Origin of the sequence: Klebsiella terrigena, assembly GCF_006539725.1 — a bacterium.
Taxonomy (GTDB): Bacteria; Pseudomonadota; Gammaproteobacteria; order Enterobacterales; family Enterobacteriaceae; genus Klebsiella; species Klebsiella terrigena.
This window is the reverse complement of sequence record NZ_BJNO01000035.1, coordinates 19,238-33,935: the sequence shown is the minus strand read 5'-3', so window position 1 is coordinate 33,935 and position 14,698 is coordinate 19,238. Positions and strand designations below refer to the sequence as shown.

At 58.5% G+C, this 14,698-nt stretch carries 14 protein-coding genes; 4 read left to right on the top strand and 10 right to left on the bottom strand.

Annotated elements, in window-relative coordinates; all coding sequences use genetic code 11:
- Positions 1 to 108: hypothetical protein (locus tag RTE01_RS24825; RefSeq protein WP_141335444.1), on the bottom strand; the 108-nt coding region annotated here is incomplete at its 3' end.
- A 273-nt stretch (positions 109 to 381) separates the two neighbouring features.
- Between RTE01_RS24825 and RTE01_RS24820 the strand changes: the two genes are divergently transcribed.
- Positions 382 to 1,113 carry a response regulator gene (locus RTE01_RS24820; protein WP_123552911.1) on the top strand — a complete coding sequence of 244 codons (732 nt, stop codon included), beginning with the start codon at positions 382 to 384 and terminating at the stop codon, positions 1,111 to 1,113.
- Positions 1,114 to 1,166: 53 nt separating this feature from the next.
- Here the strand turns inward: RTE01_RS24820 and RTE01_RS24815 are convergent, their stop codons facing one another.
- The 3 genes from RTE01_RS24815 to RTE01_RS24805 are packed head-to-tail and all read right to left on the bottom strand — an operon-like array spanning position 1,167 to position 4,663.
- Positions 1,167 to 2,108: an ABC transporter substrate-binding protein gene (locus RTE01_RS24815; RefSeq protein ID WP_041143646.1), complete on the bottom strand. Its 942-nt coding sequence runs from the start codon at positions 2,106 to 2,108 to the stop codon at positions 1,167 to 1,169.
- 36 nt (positions 2,109 to 2,144) lie between these two features.
- Positions 2,145 to 3,146 (bottom strand): ABC transporter permease subunit, encoded by a 1,002-nt coding sequence (locus RTE01_RS24810; protein ID WP_076947084.1) that lies wholly within the window; start codon positions 3,144 to 3,146, stop codon positions 2,145 to 2,147.
- A complete protein-coding gene (locus RTE01_RS24805) occupies positions 3,143 to 4,663 on the bottom strand; it encodes a sugar ABC transporter ATP-binding protein (RefSeq protein ID WP_134525132.1) in 1,521 nt (506 codons plus the stop codon). The genes RTE01_RS24810 and RTE01_RS24805 overlap by 4 nt, the downstream gene beginning before the upstream one ends.
- A gap of 185 nt (positions 4,664 to 4,848) precedes the next feature.
- Here RTE01_RS24805 and RTE01_RS24800 point away from each other — a divergent pair, with 185 nt between their 5' ends.
- Complete coding sequence (locus tag RTE01_RS24800) at positions 4,849 to 7,455, top strand: ATP-binding protein (protein ID WP_141335442.1); 2,607 nt, start codon at positions 4,849 to 4,851, stop codon at positions 7,453 to 7,455.
- Here the strand turns inward: RTE01_RS24800 and alsK are convergent.
- The 6 genes from alsK to RTE01_RS24770 form a co-directional block, all read right to left on the bottom strand.
- Entirely contained in the window at positions 7,367 to 8,314 is a 948-nt protein-coding gene (gene alsK / locus RTE01_RS24795) for an allose kinase (RefSeq protein WP_141335440.1), read from the bottom strand. The genes RTE01_RS24800 and alsK overlap by 89 nt on opposite strands.
- Positions 8,298 to 8,993, bottom strand: a complete 696-nt coding sequence (alsE, locus tag RTE01_RS24790; protein ID WP_123552904.1) for a D-allulose 6-phosphate 3-epimerase — start codon at positions 8,991 to 8,993, stop codon at positions 8,298 to 8,300. Before alsE ends, alsK begins: the two co-directional genes overlap by 17 nt.
- A 10-nt stretch (positions 8,994 to 9,003) precedes the next feature.
- Positions 9,004 to 9,984 (bottom strand): D-allose ABC transporter permease, encoded by a 981-nt coding sequence (gene alsC / locus RTE01_RS24785; RefSeq protein WP_041143652.1) that lies wholly within the window; start codon positions 9,982 to 9,984, stop codon positions 9,004 to 9,006.
- Positions 9,963 to 11,495, bottom strand: coding sequence for a D-allose ABC transporter ATP-binding protein AlsA (gene alsA, locus RTE01_RS24780; RefSeq protein ID WP_134525133.1), 1,533 nt, complete (start codon positions 11,493 to 11,495; stop codon positions 9,963 to 9,965). The genes alsC and alsA overlap by 22 nt, the downstream gene beginning before the upstream one ends.
- Before the next feature lie 71 nt (positions 11,496 to 11,566).
- A complete protein-coding gene (alsB, locus tag RTE01_RS24775) occupies positions 11,567 to 12,502 on the bottom strand; it encodes a D-allose transporter substrate-binding protein (RefSeq protein ID WP_115193759.1) in 936 nt (311 codons plus the stop codon).
- A gap of 65 nt (positions 12,503 to 12,567) precedes the next feature.
- The gene (locus tag RTE01_RS24770; protein WP_041143655.1) at positions 12,568 to 13,455 is read right to left on the bottom strand and encodes a MurR/RpiR family transcriptional regulator; all 888 of its coding nucleotides are present in this window, start codon (positions 13,453 to 13,455) and stop codon (positions 12,568 to 12,570) included.
- Between the two features lie 359 nt (positions 13,456 to 13,814).
- On the opposite strand from RTE01_RS24770, the gene rpiB reads away from it, so the two are divergent.
- On the top strand, positions 13,815 to 14,264 hold the full coding sequence (gene rpiB / locus RTE01_RS24765) for a bifunctional allose-6-phosphate isomerase/ribose-5-phosphate isomerase RpiB (RefSeq protein ID WP_041143656.1): 450 nt from the start codon (positions 13,815 to 13,817) through the stop codon (positions 14,262 to 14,264).
- A gap of 69 nt (positions 14,265 to 14,333) precedes the next feature.
- Entirely contained in the window at positions 14,334 to 14,684 is a 351-nt protein-coding gene (yjdP, locus tag RTE01_RS24760) for a DDRRRQL repeat protein YjdP (protein WP_076947081.1), read from the top strand.
- Positions 14,685 to 14,698 lie beyond the last annotated feature (14 nt).

Here is a 14,698-nt window from a genome sequence, read left to right as displayed (position 1 = left end):
GGTTTTTCCCTGTGCTGCCTCAGCCCGGACGATTTTACCGTTATCGACCACCAGGTTGATTTTGCAACCTGATGCGCAATACGGACAAACCGTGACGACTTTTTTCATCGGTCTTGCTCCCGTTAATCAGTTGGCGCATATGCGCTATCACGCCGTCACTATGCATCTTCTATGCCATATTTTCATTGTGGGTATTTCCCGATAATACGCCGGTTTTTTGGGCGAAGTGCTGACGAAAAGCAGGGCGTCGTCAGTTTTGACGTGTCGAAGCGGGCGGAGTTGTGACATGGGTTGAAGAAACGCTATCCGGCAATGGATTTGTCGGTGGCGGTTTGCTGAATTAATCATACAGAGATCATCCCCGGCGGGCAGAGGCAAGCTATGAAACCGGTCATTTTGGTTGTTGATGACGACAGCGCAATCTGCGAACTGCTGTGCGACGTGCTCAGCGCGCACGTTTTTGACGTGCTGGTGTGCCAAACCGGCGGCGAAGCGCTGGCGGTAGCGGCGCAGCGGGCGGATATTTCCCTCGTTCTGCTGGACATGATTTTGCCCGATACCAACGGCCTGCTGGTGCTACAGCAGCTACAGCGCAGCAGACCCGAGCTGCCGGTGGTGATGCTGACCGGTCTCGGGAGCGAAGCCGACGTCGTGGTGGGGCTGGAGATGGGCGCCGATGACTATATCGGCAAGCCGTTTAACTCCCGGGTAGTGGTGGCGCGAGTGAAAGCGGTGCTCAGACGCAGCGGCGCGCTGGCCGCTGAGAGCAGCAGCGGCGGCGGTGCGGGACTCATTTTTAACGGCTGGCGGCTGGACACCGGACGCTGTGAGCTGTTTAACCCCCAGCAGCAGCCGGTGCTGCTGACCCAGGGCGAGTACGGCCTGCTGCTGGCGCTGGCGCAGAACGCCCGGCGGGTACTCAACCGCGAACAGCTGCTGACGTTGACCCACAGCGAGAGCATTGAGGTGTTTGACCGGACGATTGACGTGCTGATCATGCGCCTGCGGCGCAAAATTGAGCTTAATCCGCATCAGCCGGCGCTGATCAAAACCATGCGCGGCCTGGGCTATGTGTTCGCCGCGGACGTTATCCACGGCGATAAGGCGGCGTAGCCGCGAAGTGACTAACCCCGGGGCTTCCCGGGGCATCACCTGACCGATGGCGCTTACTTCACGGTCCAGCCTTTATAGGTACCAATGTTGTTTTTATCGATCATCGTCACCGGGATCAGCACCGGGGCCGTTGGCGCCGGTTTGCCCTGCAGGATGTCGTAGCCAATTTCTACCGCCTTCGCCGCCATCACCTGCGGGTCCTGGGCCGGGGTGGCGACAAACAGCGAATTCTTACGCTTCAACGCTTCTTCCCCGTCCGGACTACCGTCGACGCCAACGATAAAGAACTCGCGGCGCTGGGCCTGTTTGGCCGCCAGGTCCGCCCCGATGGCGGTCGGGTCGTTAATGGCAAATACGCCGTCGATTTTTGGATTGGCGGCCAGCAGCGAGGTCATAATTTCCAGTCCGCCTTCGCGGCTGCCCTTGGCGTTCTGGTTATACGACAGCACTTTGATATCCGGGTGGCGCTTGAACTCCGTCTGGCAGCCTTCGACGCGGTTCTGCACCGCAGAGACCGGCGGCCCGTTGATAATCACCACGTTGCCTTTCCCTTTCAGGCGGTCGGTGATGTATTTACAGGCCATTTCGCCCGCCTGGGTGTTATCGGAGGTAATCGTCGCGTCCGCGCCTTCGGCGGCCACGTCCACTGCCACTACCACGATACCCGCGTCTTTCGCCCGCTTCACCGCCGGGCCGATGCCCTTCGAGTCGGCGGCGTTAAGGATAATCATGTCGACCTTCGCGGCGATAAAGTTATCGATCTGCGCGACCTGCTGACCGAGATCGTAGCCGCTGGAAACCAGCGTCACTTTGACATTATCTCCGGCCAGCTTGCGGGCTTCCAGCTCGGCGCCTTTGGTTATCTGAACGAAGAACGGGTTGGCCAGATCGCCGACCGTCACGCCGATAGATTTGAGTTCTTTAGCCTGGGTGAACGGCGCTGCGGCCAGCAGCGTGCCGGCACAGAGCGCGATCGCTAACGGTTTCAAACGCATATTGTCTTCCTCACTCGTAGGGTATTGGTATTGTTGTTATGCACTTTGATGGTGTCGGGTACGGTATTTGTCGATCAGTACTGCAATGATGATCACCGCCCCTTTGATCACCAGTTGCCAGAAATAGGAGACGCCCATCAGCGTCATGCCGTTATTGAGGGTGGCGATAATCAGCGCCCCCACCAGGGTACCGGTGATGGTGCCGATACCGCCGACGAAGCTGGTGCCGCCGAGGATAACCGCGGCGATGGCGTCCAGCTCATAGCCTACGCCGAGGTTGCCGTTGGCGCTGTAGAGCCGAGAAGCGCTCATCACCCCGCCCAGCCCCGAGAGCAGCCCGCTCATGCCGTAGACGAACAGCAGCACCAGCCACACCTTGATGCCGGTGAGCCTGGCGGCCTGCATATTGCCGCCCACGGCGTAGATGTGCACGCCGAGCGTGGTGCGGCGCAGAATGAACCAGCATACCGCGATGACCGCCAGGGCGATCACCACCAGCCACGGCACCGGCCCGAGGTAATCGTTGCCGATCCATTCGAAGCTGATATCGGAGTTAATCACCGTGGTGCCGTCCGCCAGCAGATAGGCGGCCCCGCGCAGCGCCGTATAGGTGCCTAGCGTGACGATAAACGGCGGCAGTCCGGCGAAGGCGACCAGCGCACCGTTGAACAGGCCCAGCAGCAGGCCGAGCATCAGCGCCGCCGGAATGGAGAGCAGGGAGAGCTCCGGTATCAGCGAGACCACCATCGCCGCCACCGCGGTGGTGCCGAGGATAGACCCGACCGACAGGTCAATCCCGCCGGTCAAAATGATAAAGGTCATGCCCGCCGCGAGCACGATGTTGATGGAGGCCTGGCGGGTAATGTTCAGCAGGTTGCTCTCGGTAAAGAAGTTCGGCGCGATAAAGCCAAATACCGCGACAATCAGGATTAAAATCGGCAGGATGCCGACCGTTTGCATCAAATCGCCCATCAGCATTTTTTTCGCCGATGCTGATTTTGCCACCGGCCGGGCGGCGGTCTCTTTTTGCGTTGTCATGGTTGTTCCGCCTTAAGGTGAGAGTCGTTAACGCCGGTGGCCAGCGTCATAATGCTTTCCTGGCCGATCTCCTCGGCCTGCAGTTCGCCGACGATTGCGCCTTCGCGCATCACGTAGACCCGGTCGCTCATGCCGACCACTTCCGGTAGTTCGCTGGAGATCATCAGAATGGCCACGCCCTGACGCGCCATCTGGTTCATGATGCGGTAAATTTCGCTTTTGGCGCCGACGTCAACGCCGCGCGTGGGTTCATCGAGGATCAGAATGCGCGGGCCGATCGCCACCCAGCGGGAGATCAGCAGCTTTTGCTGGTTGCCGCCGGAAAGGCCGCCCGCCCGCACCTGCGAATGCGGGACGCGAATATTGAGCAGCGAGATGGCGTCATCGGAGATGGTCTGCGCCTTCTTGCGGTTGAGCATTCCCCAGCTGGCGTCGCGCTCCAGCGTCGCCATCGTGATGTTTTCCTGCGCCGCCAGTTCGAGAAACAGCCCCTGCTCCTTGCGGTTTTCGGTGAGGAAGCCGATGCCGAGATCGATGGCTTCGCGCGGCGAGTGGATAACCACCGGCTCGCCGTCGACTTCAATCACGCCGCCGCTCGCCTTGCGCACGCCGAAAACCAGCTGTGCCAGCTCGGAGCGGCCGGCACCGACCAGCCCGGCGAGGCCGACGATCTCCCCGGCGTGCACCACCAGGCTGCTCGGCTTCACCTTGCTGCCGTCGGTGAGATCCTGCACCCGCAGGCGCGGCTTGCCGAGCGGGATATCGCGCTCTTTATTGAACAGATCGCTGAGCGGGCGGCCCACCATCATGCGCACCAGCTCGGAGGCGTTGAGCCTGTCGCGGGTCAGGCTGCCGACGTACTGACCGTCGCGCAGGACGCTGACGCGATCGGACAGCTCATAAACTTCCGCCATGCGGTGGCTGATATAGATAATCGCCATGCCTTCGTCGCGCAGGCGCAGAATCAGCTCAAACAGGCGCTGGGTTTCACGCGAGGAGAGGGCGGCGGTTGGCTCATCCATCACCAGAATTCGGCTGTTACGGTGCAGGGCGCGGGCGATCTCCACCTGCTGCTGCTCGGCGATGGTCAGCTTCATCACCCGATCGCTGGCCTTAAACTGGGCGCCAAGACGGTCAATCACCGCCTGGGCCTGGCTCTGCATCTCTTTGCGCTGCACCATCCCGCCGCGCGCCAGCTCGCTGCCGAGGAAAATATTTTCGGCAACGGTGAGGTTGGGCGCCAGCTGCATCTCCTGATAAATCAGCGTGATGCCTGCCGCCAGCGCGTCTTTTGGCCCTTTGATGGCGTGCGGTTTACCGTCGATCAGGATCTCGCCGCTGGTGGCGGTATAAGCGCCGGCGAGGATCTTCATGAGCGTGCTTTTCCCGGCGCCGTTCTCGCCCATCAGGGCGTGGATCTCGCTTGGCCAAACCGTCAGATCGACGCCTTTCAGCGCATAGAATTTGCCGAAGGCTTTGGCAATATTGCGCATGGATAGTACCGGCGTTGCTGGCATACAGGGTCTCCTGCGAGAGCGGTCGATAGCTGCAGTGGACCACAGGTTGATAAATGCAAAATGTCAGAAGCCGTTCATATTTGTCATATTGATGAATAGTTAATCTTGATCACAATTACGCAACGTTACTCTCCCCGTTGCCGCCGCCAGCCGTCAGGATAAACAAAAATAGCGCGGAGCCGACTATGCCATCCCATCGTTATCCGTTTTTCACCAGCGCCCGCGGACGCCTGCTTTCGTTTAACCTGCTGATGGTGGCGGTGACGCTGATGGTTGCCGGGGTGGCGATACTCGGTTTTCGCCACGCCAGCCTGCTGCAGGAGCAGGTGCAGCGGCAGACGCTGGACGATATGACCGGCAGCATGAACCTGGCCCGCGATACCGCCAACGTCGCCACCGCGGCGGTTCGGCTCTCGCAGGTGGTGGGCGCGCTGGAGTATAAAAGCGAGGCCGAGCGTCTGCTGGAGACGCAGCAGGCGCTGAAGCACTCGCTGTCCCAGCTTGCCGCCGCGCCGCTGGCGCAGCAGGAGCTGACGCTGGTCGCCAGCATTACTCGCCGCAGCAACGAGCTGCAGCAGAGCGTAGGCGGAATGCTGGAGCGCGGCCAGCGGCGCCATCTGCAGCGCTATGAGCTGCTCAGCTCGCTGTATCAAAATCAGAGCTATCTGCTCCATCTGCAGGATCTTAGCGATCGGCCCGGCGCGCCGGCGATCGCTCCGCCGCGGCTGGCGGAGATGGACCGGCTGATTACCGCCGCCATCCACACCTCAACGCCGCGTTCGATAGTGCAGCAGCTGGATGAGGTGATGGGCTTCCTGCCGCCCACCAGCGCCGACCCGACGCAGGCCCTGATCCTTGCGGATTTTAAGGCCGAGCTTGCCCGGCTGGAGCCGCTGTCGGCCCAGCTGGAGGAGAGCGATCTGGCGATCGGCTGGTATATGTTCCATATCAAGGCGCTGGTGGCGCTGCTGAACAGCGATATTAATCAGTATGTCGCCAGGGTGGCGCAGGCGTCGGAGCTGCGGGCGGCGCAAAGCCATCAGGAGCTGCGCTCTATCAGCATGTTTATTCTGCTGTCGGCGCTGCTGGCGCTGGCGATCACCGGCTGCGCCGGCTGGTATATCTACCGCAATCTTGGCTCCAACCTGACCGCTATTTCACGCGCTATGTCGCGCCTGGCCCACGGCGAGAACAACGTCTCGGTGCCCGCGCTGCAGCGGCGCGATGAGCTGGGCGAGCTGGCGCGCGCGTTCAACGTCTTCGCCCGCAATACCGCCTCGCTGGCCCACACTTCCCAGCTGCTGAAGGAGAAAAGTACCCTGCTGGAGACCACCTTCCACGCGATGCGCGACGGCTTTGCCCTGTTTGATAATCAGGGGCAGCTGGTGGTGTGGAATCCGCAGTATCCGCTGCTGCTCGGGCTGGCGGCACAGGATCTGCAGCGCGGCATGCACTACCAGCAGCTGCTGAGCCGGGCGGCGCCACTGGCGGAGCACGTGCGGGCCAACCTTGCTTCACCGCTGCCGAAGCCGCAGGAGCTGCAGCTGGCGAATGACCGGACGATTGAGCTGCGCTTCAGCCCGGTGCCGGGGCGTGGGCTGGTCAACGTGGTGCTCGATCGCACCGAGCGCAAGGGGCTGGAGCTGGCGCTGGTCCATAGCCAGAAAATGAAGGCCGTCGGCCAGCTGACCGGCGGCCTGGCGCATGATTTTAATAACCTGCTGGCGGTGATTATCGGCAGCTTAGAGCTGGTTCAGCCCCACGAGGGCGACGCGGCGCGCATCTCCAGGGCGCGCAAGGCCGCCGAACGCGGCGCGCTGCTGACCCAGCGGCTGCTGGCCTTCTCGCGCAAGCAGTCGCTGCACCCGCACGCCGTTGAGATGAAGCCGCTGCTGGAGAACCTCGGCGAACTGATGCGCCACTCTCTGCCCGCGGCGCTGAGCCTTGAGATTGAGGCGCAGTCCCCCGCCTGGCCGGCGTGGATTGACGTCGGCCAGCTGGAAAACGCCATTATCAACCTGGTGATGAACGCGCGGGACGCGATGGAAGGGCGGCCGGGGGTGATAAGAATACGCAGCTGGAACCAGCGCGTGGCGCGCAGCGACGGGCGGCGGCAGGATATGGTGGCGCTGGAGGTGGTCGATCACGGCTGCGGGATGTCGCTGGAGGTGAAAGCGCAGGTCTTTGAACCCTTCTTTACCACCAAACAGACCGGCAGCGGCAGCGGCCTCGGGCTGTCGATGGTGTATGGCTTTGTACGCCAGTCCGGGGGAAGGGTGGCCATTGAGAGCGCGCCCGGTCAGGGGACGACGGTGCGCCTGCAGCTGCCGCGCGCGGCGGTACAGGCGACGGCCAGCGGGCTGCTGCCCGAGGCCGAGCAGGAAACTGGCGCCGAGCGGCTGGCGCTGGTGCTCGAGGATGAGGCGGACGTGCGCCAGACCCTGTGCGAGCAGCTGCACCAGCTTGGCTGGCTGACGCTGGAAACCGCCAGCGGCGAGCAGGCGCTGCAGATGCTGGAGGCCTCGCCGGATATTGCGCTGCTGATAAGCGATCTGATGCTGCCGGGAAGGCTGAGCGGCGCGGAGGTCATTAACGAAACGCAGCGCCGCTTCCCGACGGTGGCGCTGCTGCTGATCAGCGGCCAGGATCTGCGCCCGGCGCATAATCCCGCGCTGCCGGACGTCGAGCTGCTGCGTAAGCCCTTCACCCGCGCCCAGCTGCAGCAGGCGCTGCGACAGGTTGCGGTAAATAGTGGTAGCGAGCCAACGCCGCCGCCCCCCGGGCACCGTTAAACGCCGAGGAGGATGCCGCAATAAACCGCACCGCCTGGTAAGGCAAGGGACGGCGAATATGCGTTTTTATCATGGCGATCAGCGTCTCGCGCGGAAAGTCGGGCATATCTATCACGCCGCCGCCGAGGATCACCGCATCCGGGTCGAAGAGGTTGATGCTGGTAGCGATGGCGCGGGCGGCATGGTGCAGAAGGGCCTGGACAAAGGGCTCCTCTGCGGCGTGAACAAACAGCTCGCCAAGCTCATAGCCGCGCGGCTGCAGTTCATACCAGCGCCTGAGCGCGATACCTGAACAGACGGTCTCCAGGCAGCCGGGATTACCGCAGCCGCAGGTGAGCGCGGCGTCGCCCTGCGGAATGTGCCCCAGCTCTCCCGCCACGCCGTGGGCGCCGGTCCACGGCCCGCCGTTCAGCCAGATGGCAAAGCCCATACCGGTGCCGAGATACGCGGCTAAAACCTGCTGCGCCTGCAGGCCGTTTTCCTGCACGTCGAAAGAGAGCTGCAGATTGACATCGCGGGAGAACTCGACCGGGCAGGCCAGCGAATGTTCCAGCTCATCGGCCAGCGTCCGCACTATTTCTGGCGGTAGCGGCAGGTTGGGGGTGGAGATAATCGTCCGCTTATCCTTGCCGACCAGCGCCGGTAAGCCCATCACCAGACCGCAGCAGCGTGCCTGATAGCGCTCGAGCAGCTGCTGGATAAGCAGGGTGATGCCGCTGACCAGGCCGCCACCCGCCAGCACGTCGGCGGTGCGAAGCTTCTCGCAGTGCAGCGCCTCGCCCTGTGCGGTCTGCAGGCAAAAGCGGATATGGGTTGCCCCCATATCCACGCCCGCGACGACGTTAAGCCGTTTTTGCATGAGGGAATACCTCGTTTTTTGCCGCCAGAATTTGTTCAGCCATAACCTGCCACGCCTCGTGAATGTTATCGGCATGGTTAAACAGCCCGGAGGTGCCGACGATAAAGACGTCCGCCCCTGCCGTCATGAGGCTTTCATAGGTCGCCTTATTGCATGAGCCGTCGATCTCAATTTCGTAATCCAGCCCTTCGCGTTCGCGCCAGGCCTTCAGCTCGCTGATTTTAGCCAGCATCTCCGGGATAAACGGCTGTCCCGCGAAGCCCGGATCGACGGTCATCACCGTGATTTTGTCGGCTTTATGAATGTAGTACTTCATGGCCTCGACCGGCGTTTCCGGGTTGAGAATCAGCCCGACCTTCATACCGTGGCGGCGGATCTCCTCTATCAGGCGGAAGGCCTGACCGTTAATGGTCTCCGGATGCAGGGTGATAAAGTCCGCCCCCGCCTGCGCCAGCTGGCTGATGTAATCCTGCGGCCGGGTGACCATCAGATGACAATCGAGCGGTTTGCTTGCCAGCTTCTTCACCTGGCTGACGAAGAATGGCGATAGCGTCAGGTTAGGGACAAAGTGGCCATCCATAATGTCGATGTGAAAGTAATCTGCATGCTGGTCAATAAACTCAATCTGTTCTTTGAATTTCAGCAGGTCCATACACATTAAAGAGGGGGAAATTTTCATCATAAATTCCTTACTTACTGATAAGACGGTCGAGGGCGACAGCCGCGATAATTAATCCACCCATCACCACCAGCTGGTAGTAGGTTTGTACCTGGAGAATGTTCAGTCCGTTGTTGATGGTGCCGATGATCAGACCGCCGATCACCACCGAGAAAATGCGTCCCTTGCCGCCGAAGAAGCTGGTGCCGCCGATAATGGCGCTGGCGATGGCGTAGGTTTCAAAACCCATGCCGGCCAGAGGCTCCGCGGCGCCGAGGCGCGCCGTTGAGACCACGCCCGCCAGCCCGGCGCAGACGCCGGAAATAATGAACACCAGCAGCATGTGGAACTTGACGTCGATGCCGGAATAGAAGGCGGAGTTTTTGTTACCGCCGAGGGCGTAGATGTTGCGGCCCAGCCGCATGCGGGTGGTCAGGAACCATAAAATGACGGCCACGATGAGCGAGAAGATGACCGGCACCGGGATCCCCAGCACGCTGGCGGCAAAGAAGTTAACGAAATCAAATGAGAAGCCGTATACCGAGTTGGCATCGGAGATAACCAGGGTGATGCCGCGGAAAATGGCGTTGGTGCCGAGGGTAATAATGAACGGATGCAGGCCTGTCCAGTTGACCAGGCAGCCGTTAATCGCTCCCAGCGCGCCGCCGACCAGCACGCCGCCAATCAGCGCCGCAAGGAACGGATCGACCCCCGCCAGCATCAGCTTGGCGGTGACCATCCCGGAAAGCGCCAGAATGGCGCCGACGGAGAGGTCGATGCCGGCCACCAGGATCGCGAAGAACTCGCCCATGCCGATAAGTACCGTGACCGAGCTCTGGACAAATATTTGCGTGATGTTGTTGGTGGTCAGAAAGTATTCCGGCGACAGCGTGCCGAAAATCGCGACGATAATCGCGAGGATAAAAAAGGTGCCGTATTTATCCCAGAACAGCGCGAAGTTAAACGGCTTTTTGCCATCGGTCTCGCCTTTTACTCTTGCGGCAGTGCCCATACCATAATCTCCTCTTCGCTCATGTCGTCGCGATTGGTCAGAATTTGCGTCAGTCGCCCTTCGCAGAACACGGCAATGCGGTCGCAGACGGTGATAATTTCAGGAAGTTCGGATGACACCATCAGAATGACTTTTCCGTCATCGGCCAGCTGGCGCATCACTTTATAAATTTCGGCTTTCGCGCCGACATCGATACCGCGCGTCGGCTCATCAAAAATGAGGACTTCGGGGTTGCAGCACAGCCATTTGGAAATAAGGACTTTTTGTTGGTTCCCGCCGGAAAGCTCGCCAATGTTCTGATCGACCGAATGGCACCTCAGCGCCAGCAGCCTGCGCTGCTCTTCCGCCGTCTTGCGCTCGTCTCCTTCGCGAAATAGCCCCATCGCGCCTTTGTAGCCGCCATGCTTCAGGCTCCGGCTGACCGCCATGTTCTGGGCGATGGAGAAATTGCCGAAGAAGCCGTTATCGCGGCGGCTCTCGGTGATGTAGCCCATGCCTTTCTTCAAGGCGTCCAGCGGCGAGCGCGGGGTGATCGCTTTGCCGTTGAGGAGGATTTCACCGCCGCTACGCCTGTCGACGCCGAACAGGCAGTCCATCAGCTCCGTGCGTCCGGAGCCCACCAGACCGGCGAAGCCGAGGATTTCGCCGCGGCTCACGCTAAAGGAGATATCGCGGACCTTTTTCTTGTCCCGGCTGGTGACGTTTTTGACCTCGAAAACCGTTTCGCTTGCGACATTTCCGGCGCTCTCTTTTATCGCGTTAAAACGGTTTTGCAGCTCGCGACCGACCATCAGGCGGACGATCTCTTCGTTGTTGACCTCGCTGACCATTCCGCTGCAGACGCTGCTGCCGTCCTTCATCACCGTGTAGCGGTCGCAGATGCGGCGGATTTCCGCCAGCTTGTGCGAGATATAGACGATGGCGGTGCCCTCTTTGCGCAGCTGGTTCATGATCAGGAACAGGTAGTCGACCTCCTTGTTGGTCAGAGAGGAGGTCGGTTCGTCCATAATCAGCACTTTGGCATCCAGCATCAGCGTTTTGGCAATTTCCAGCATCTGCTTGTGGCTGATAGAGAGATTCGCCACCTTGTGGTCTAAATCGACTTTTAATCCGATGCGCAGCAGCATCATTGCCGCCCGTAAGCGCATCTCTTTCCAGTCGATAATATTGACGCCACAGACTTTTTTTGTCAGATGTCGGCCAATATATAAATTTTCCAGCACCGTTAATTCATCGATCACGCTGAGTTCTTGATAAATAATGCCGATACCAAGCCGCGCGGCTAATTTATGATCGAGCTTGTCATAATTAACGTTGTTAATCGTAATGGTACCTTTGGTCGGTTCATGGATCCCCGACAAAACTTTCATTAGCGTTGATTTACCGGCACCGTTTTCCCCGAGCAATGCATGTATTTCATGCGGGTAAACGGTTAAATCGACTGATTTTAATGCGTGAACCGGACCAAAGGATTTGCCGATCCCCGCCATTGAAATATATGGCGTGACCATAATCACTCCTTATTTATTCTTACCCGCTGGTAGCCATGAGGATAAAGGGAATTCAATCACCCAGCGGAAAGTTACTTCGTGACCAGAATCGAGTCCACCAGCTTAAATTCTGGCGTTGTATCCAGAGGAATGACTTTACCGGTCTTCGCGGCATCGACCATCATTTTCAGGCCCGTAGCGCCGATATTGGTCGGGTTCTGGGCGATGGTTGCGGTCATCTGTCCGGCAGCGACCATTTTGCGCGCCTCGGGAATACCGTCGGTGCCGACGACCAGTACCGTTTTGCTTTTACCGGCGTTGGCTACGGCCTGGGCAACGCCCATTGCCATCGTATCGTTCGCGCAGTAAAAGGCTTTCAGGTTGGGGTTACGCTGCAGAACATTGGTGGCGACATCCAGCGCTTTAATGCGATCCCAGTCGGCAGGCTGGCTGGAAACAAGCTTGATCTGGCTGGCTTTTTTGAAGGTCTCCGCCGCACCGCTGCGGCGGGCTTCCCCTGAGGCATTGCCGGCTTTACCTTCGATGATGGCCACTTCGCCGCCCTCAGCGCCCAGCTTGCCGATAATAAAGTCGGCCCCTTTCGCACCGACCGCGACGTTGTCAGTGGTGACGAATCCTTCAACGTTACCGCCGGCCTTCTTCAGGTTATCCATATCGATCTTTTCATCGAGGTTGACCAGAAAAATACCTTTCTTCCAGGCTTTGGCTACCGGCATGACCAGGTTTACCGAGGAGAGCGGGGCAAAAGCGATACCTTTGTAGTTCTTGTTGCTTAAATCTTCAAATAGCTGCAGCTGTGATTGAAAATCGCCTTCTGAGGGGGAGGCAAAAACATCGACGCTGACGCCGAGGGTTTTGGCCTCGTCTTCAATACCTTTTTTCATATCAACCCAAAACGGGTTCGATAACGTTTTTAATACCACAGCATAATCGGCGGCGGCGAAAGCGCTGGTGGATAGCATTACGCCCATAGCCACGCCGCTGAAAATTTTCAGATATTTATTCATAGTAGTATTCTCGGTGTAGGATACAATAATATTGATCCCACCATCGTGGGATCGGTTTTTTTTATTTACTTCAGCGCGCCTGGTGAAAAGAAATCAACAATAGCGCCGGTTTTTTGCATATTTAAAGTGGCCTGTTCAATATTCAGTTGGGCGACGGAAACAAAAAAAGCATCTAATAATGTTAGTTGTAATATACGCGCAGAGGCGTTTCTGCCTAATAAGGGCGTTTCTGGTGCTGGCGAGCAAATAATAAAATCAGCTAATTTAGCAATCGGCGAATGGTAGCTGTGTGTAATACAGATAATTTTAGCCCCGTTCTTTTTCGCCAGTTCGACTGCGGATTTAATATCGCTGGTGCGCCCAGAGTGGGTGACGACCAGCACGACATCGCCTTTTTTCAATAACGAGGCGGACATCATCATGATATGTGCATCCGGATAGGTCTGGCAGCGCATGCCGATGCGCAGAAACTTGTGCTGGACGTCGGCACAGATGGCGTTCGAACCGCCCGCTCCGTACAGATCGCGCTGGTTGGCCTGGGCGAAAAAGCGCGCCGCACGATGAATCTCATCGACGTTCACGATCGACTGGCCTTCCATGATGGTGCGCAGGGTAATGTTAAACACCTTATTCACCACGTCCTGCGGCGCTTCATCAAAGGAGAGCTCGGCAGGGAGTACCTGTTCAGATTGAGAGAAATACTCCACCAGGGCGCTGCGCAGGTTACGAAAACCGCTGAAACCCAGCAGTTTGGAAACCTTGACGATCATCGCTTCGGAAACCGATAGCGCTTCCGCCACATCTTTAATGGCGGGGGCATCGCTCAGGTTGCCGGGTTTAAGCAACCACTCGACGATCCGGCTTTCATTTTCGGTCATCCCTTCTTGCTTCATACGCAACCAGGGGGCGAGACCGATACCGTTGGGGAGCGAACTGGATTCTGACTGACTCATCGCTTTCTCTTGTCCATAAAATGAAGACGACACTATATCACCACACTCCAGGCAGAAAATATACAATCAACTTCACAAAAATATAAATTTTATAAAGTTAAGTTTTTTGTGAAGTTGTGCTGCGTGTGGAGATGTTTGCTTTAATTAAATCAAATTTAAAACAATCAGTTATGTTTTTATTAGCCTGGTTTGCTGCTGGCGTATGCCGTAGATAGCTCGTTTTGTACGCTTGATTTGTGAAAAATTGCCGTGTAGAAAGACGCTTAAAGGCGGTTTTTTGCGCGCTTTATCGCCGTTATTTACGGCTTAAATCACAACATCAATAGTTTTTGTAAAGTTAACAACAGGCGAGGCTAAGTATGAAAAGGATTGCCATTGGCTGCGATCACGTGGGGTTCATCCTCAAAGACGAGATCCTTATGCACCTGCAGATGCGGGGTATAGAAGCCCTGGATAAGGGGACGTGGTCGCCCGAGCGGACGGATTATCCGCGCTACGCCAGCGCCGTCGCGCAGGCCATTGTGACAGGTGAAGCGGATGGCGGGATCCTGATCTGCGGTACCGGCGTTGGGATCTCGATTACCGCCAATAAGCATCCCGGCATTCGTGCGGTGGTGTGCAGCGAACCCTATTCAGCCCAGCTTTCACGTCAGCATAACAATACGAACGTGCTGGCATTCGGCGCCCGCGTCATAGGCCTGGAGCTGGCCAAAATGATCGTTGACGCCTGGCTGGATAGTGAATTTGAAGGCGGTCGTCATCAGGCGCGAATTGACGCAATCGCGGCGATTGAGCAGCAGCAGATTTGAGATTCCTCCGCTACTCGCGGCGACGGGCGTTGATTACCGTAGGGCCAGCCCCCCGAAGAGACTGGCCCTATGAAACGCTATTTGACCGCTTTGATCCTCTGCACCCTGTCGCTGAGCAGCCAGCTGGCGCACGCCGATCTTATTGACGACGCCATCGGCAATATTCAGCAGGCGATTAGCGACGCCTACCGTCCCGGCGATAGCCGCTCCGATGACGACGATCGCTATAACGACGGCCGCGATGATGATGGACGCTACCAGGGTAGCCGTCAGCAAAGCAGCGATCGCCAGCGGCAGTACGACGATCGGCAGCGTCAGCTGGACGATCGCCGCCGACAGCTTGACGATCGCCAGCGCCAGCTGGATCAGGATCGTCGGCAGCTGGAAAACGATCGCCGTCGGCTGGACGACGACTACTGATTCTGCCCCGATCG

What these genes read in the sequence shown, in the direction of transcription:
- RTE01_RS24820 (WP_123552911.1), top strand. Translation starts at nt 382, where the DNA reads ATGAAACCGGTCATTTTGGTTGTTGATGACGACAGCGCAATCTGCGAA.
- alsE (WP_123552904.1), bottom strand. Translation starts at nt 8,993, where the DNA reads ATGAAAATTTCCCCCTCTTTAATGTGTATGGACCTGCTGAAATTCAAA.
- alsB (WP_115193759.1), bottom strand. Translation starts at nt 12,502, where the DNA reads ATGAATAAATATCTGAAAATTTTCAGCGGCGTGGCTATGGGCGTAATG.
- RTE01_RS24810 (WP_076947084.1), bottom strand. Translation starts at nt 3,146, where the DNA reads ATGACAACGCAAAAAGAGACCGCCGCCCGGCCGGTGGCAAAATCAGCA.
- RTE01_RS24805 (WP_134525132.1), bottom strand. Translation starts at nt 4,663, where the DNA reads ATGCCAGCAACGCCGGTACTATCCATGCGCAATATTGCCAAAGCCTTC.
- RTE01_RS24770 (WP_041143655.1), bottom strand. Translation starts at nt 13,455, where the DNA reads ATGAGTCAGTCAGAATCCAGTTCGCTCCCCAACGGTATCGGTCTCGCC.
- rpiB (WP_041143656.1), top strand. Translation starts at nt 13,815, where the DNA reads ATGAAAAGGATTGCCATTGGCTGCGATCACGTGGGGTTCATCCTCAAA.
- alsK (WP_141335440.1), bottom strand. Translation starts at nt 8,314, where the DNA reads ATGCAAAAACGGCTTAACGTCGTCGCGGGCGTGGATATGGGGGCAACC.
- RTE01_RS24800 (WP_141335442.1), top strand. Translation starts at nt 4,849, where the DNA reads ATGCCATCCCATCGTTATCCGTTTTTCACCAGCGCCCGCGGACGCCTG.
- alsC (WP_041143652.1), bottom strand. Translation starts at nt 9,984, where the DNA reads ATGGGCACTGCCGCAAGAGTAAAAGGCGAGACCGATGGCAAAAAGCCG.
- RTE01_RS24815 (WP_041143646.1), bottom strand. Translation starts at nt 2,108, where the DNA reads ATGCGTTTGAAACCGTTAGCGATCGCGCTCTGTGCCGGCACGCTGCTG.
- yjdP (WP_076947081.1), top strand. Translation starts at nt 14,334, where the DNA reads ATGAAACGCTATTTGACCGCTTTGATCCTCTGCACCCTGTCGCTGAGC.
- alsA (WP_134525133.1), bottom strand. Translation starts at nt 11,495, where the DNA reads ATGGTCACGCCATATATTTCAATGGCGGGGATCGGCAAATCCTTTGGT.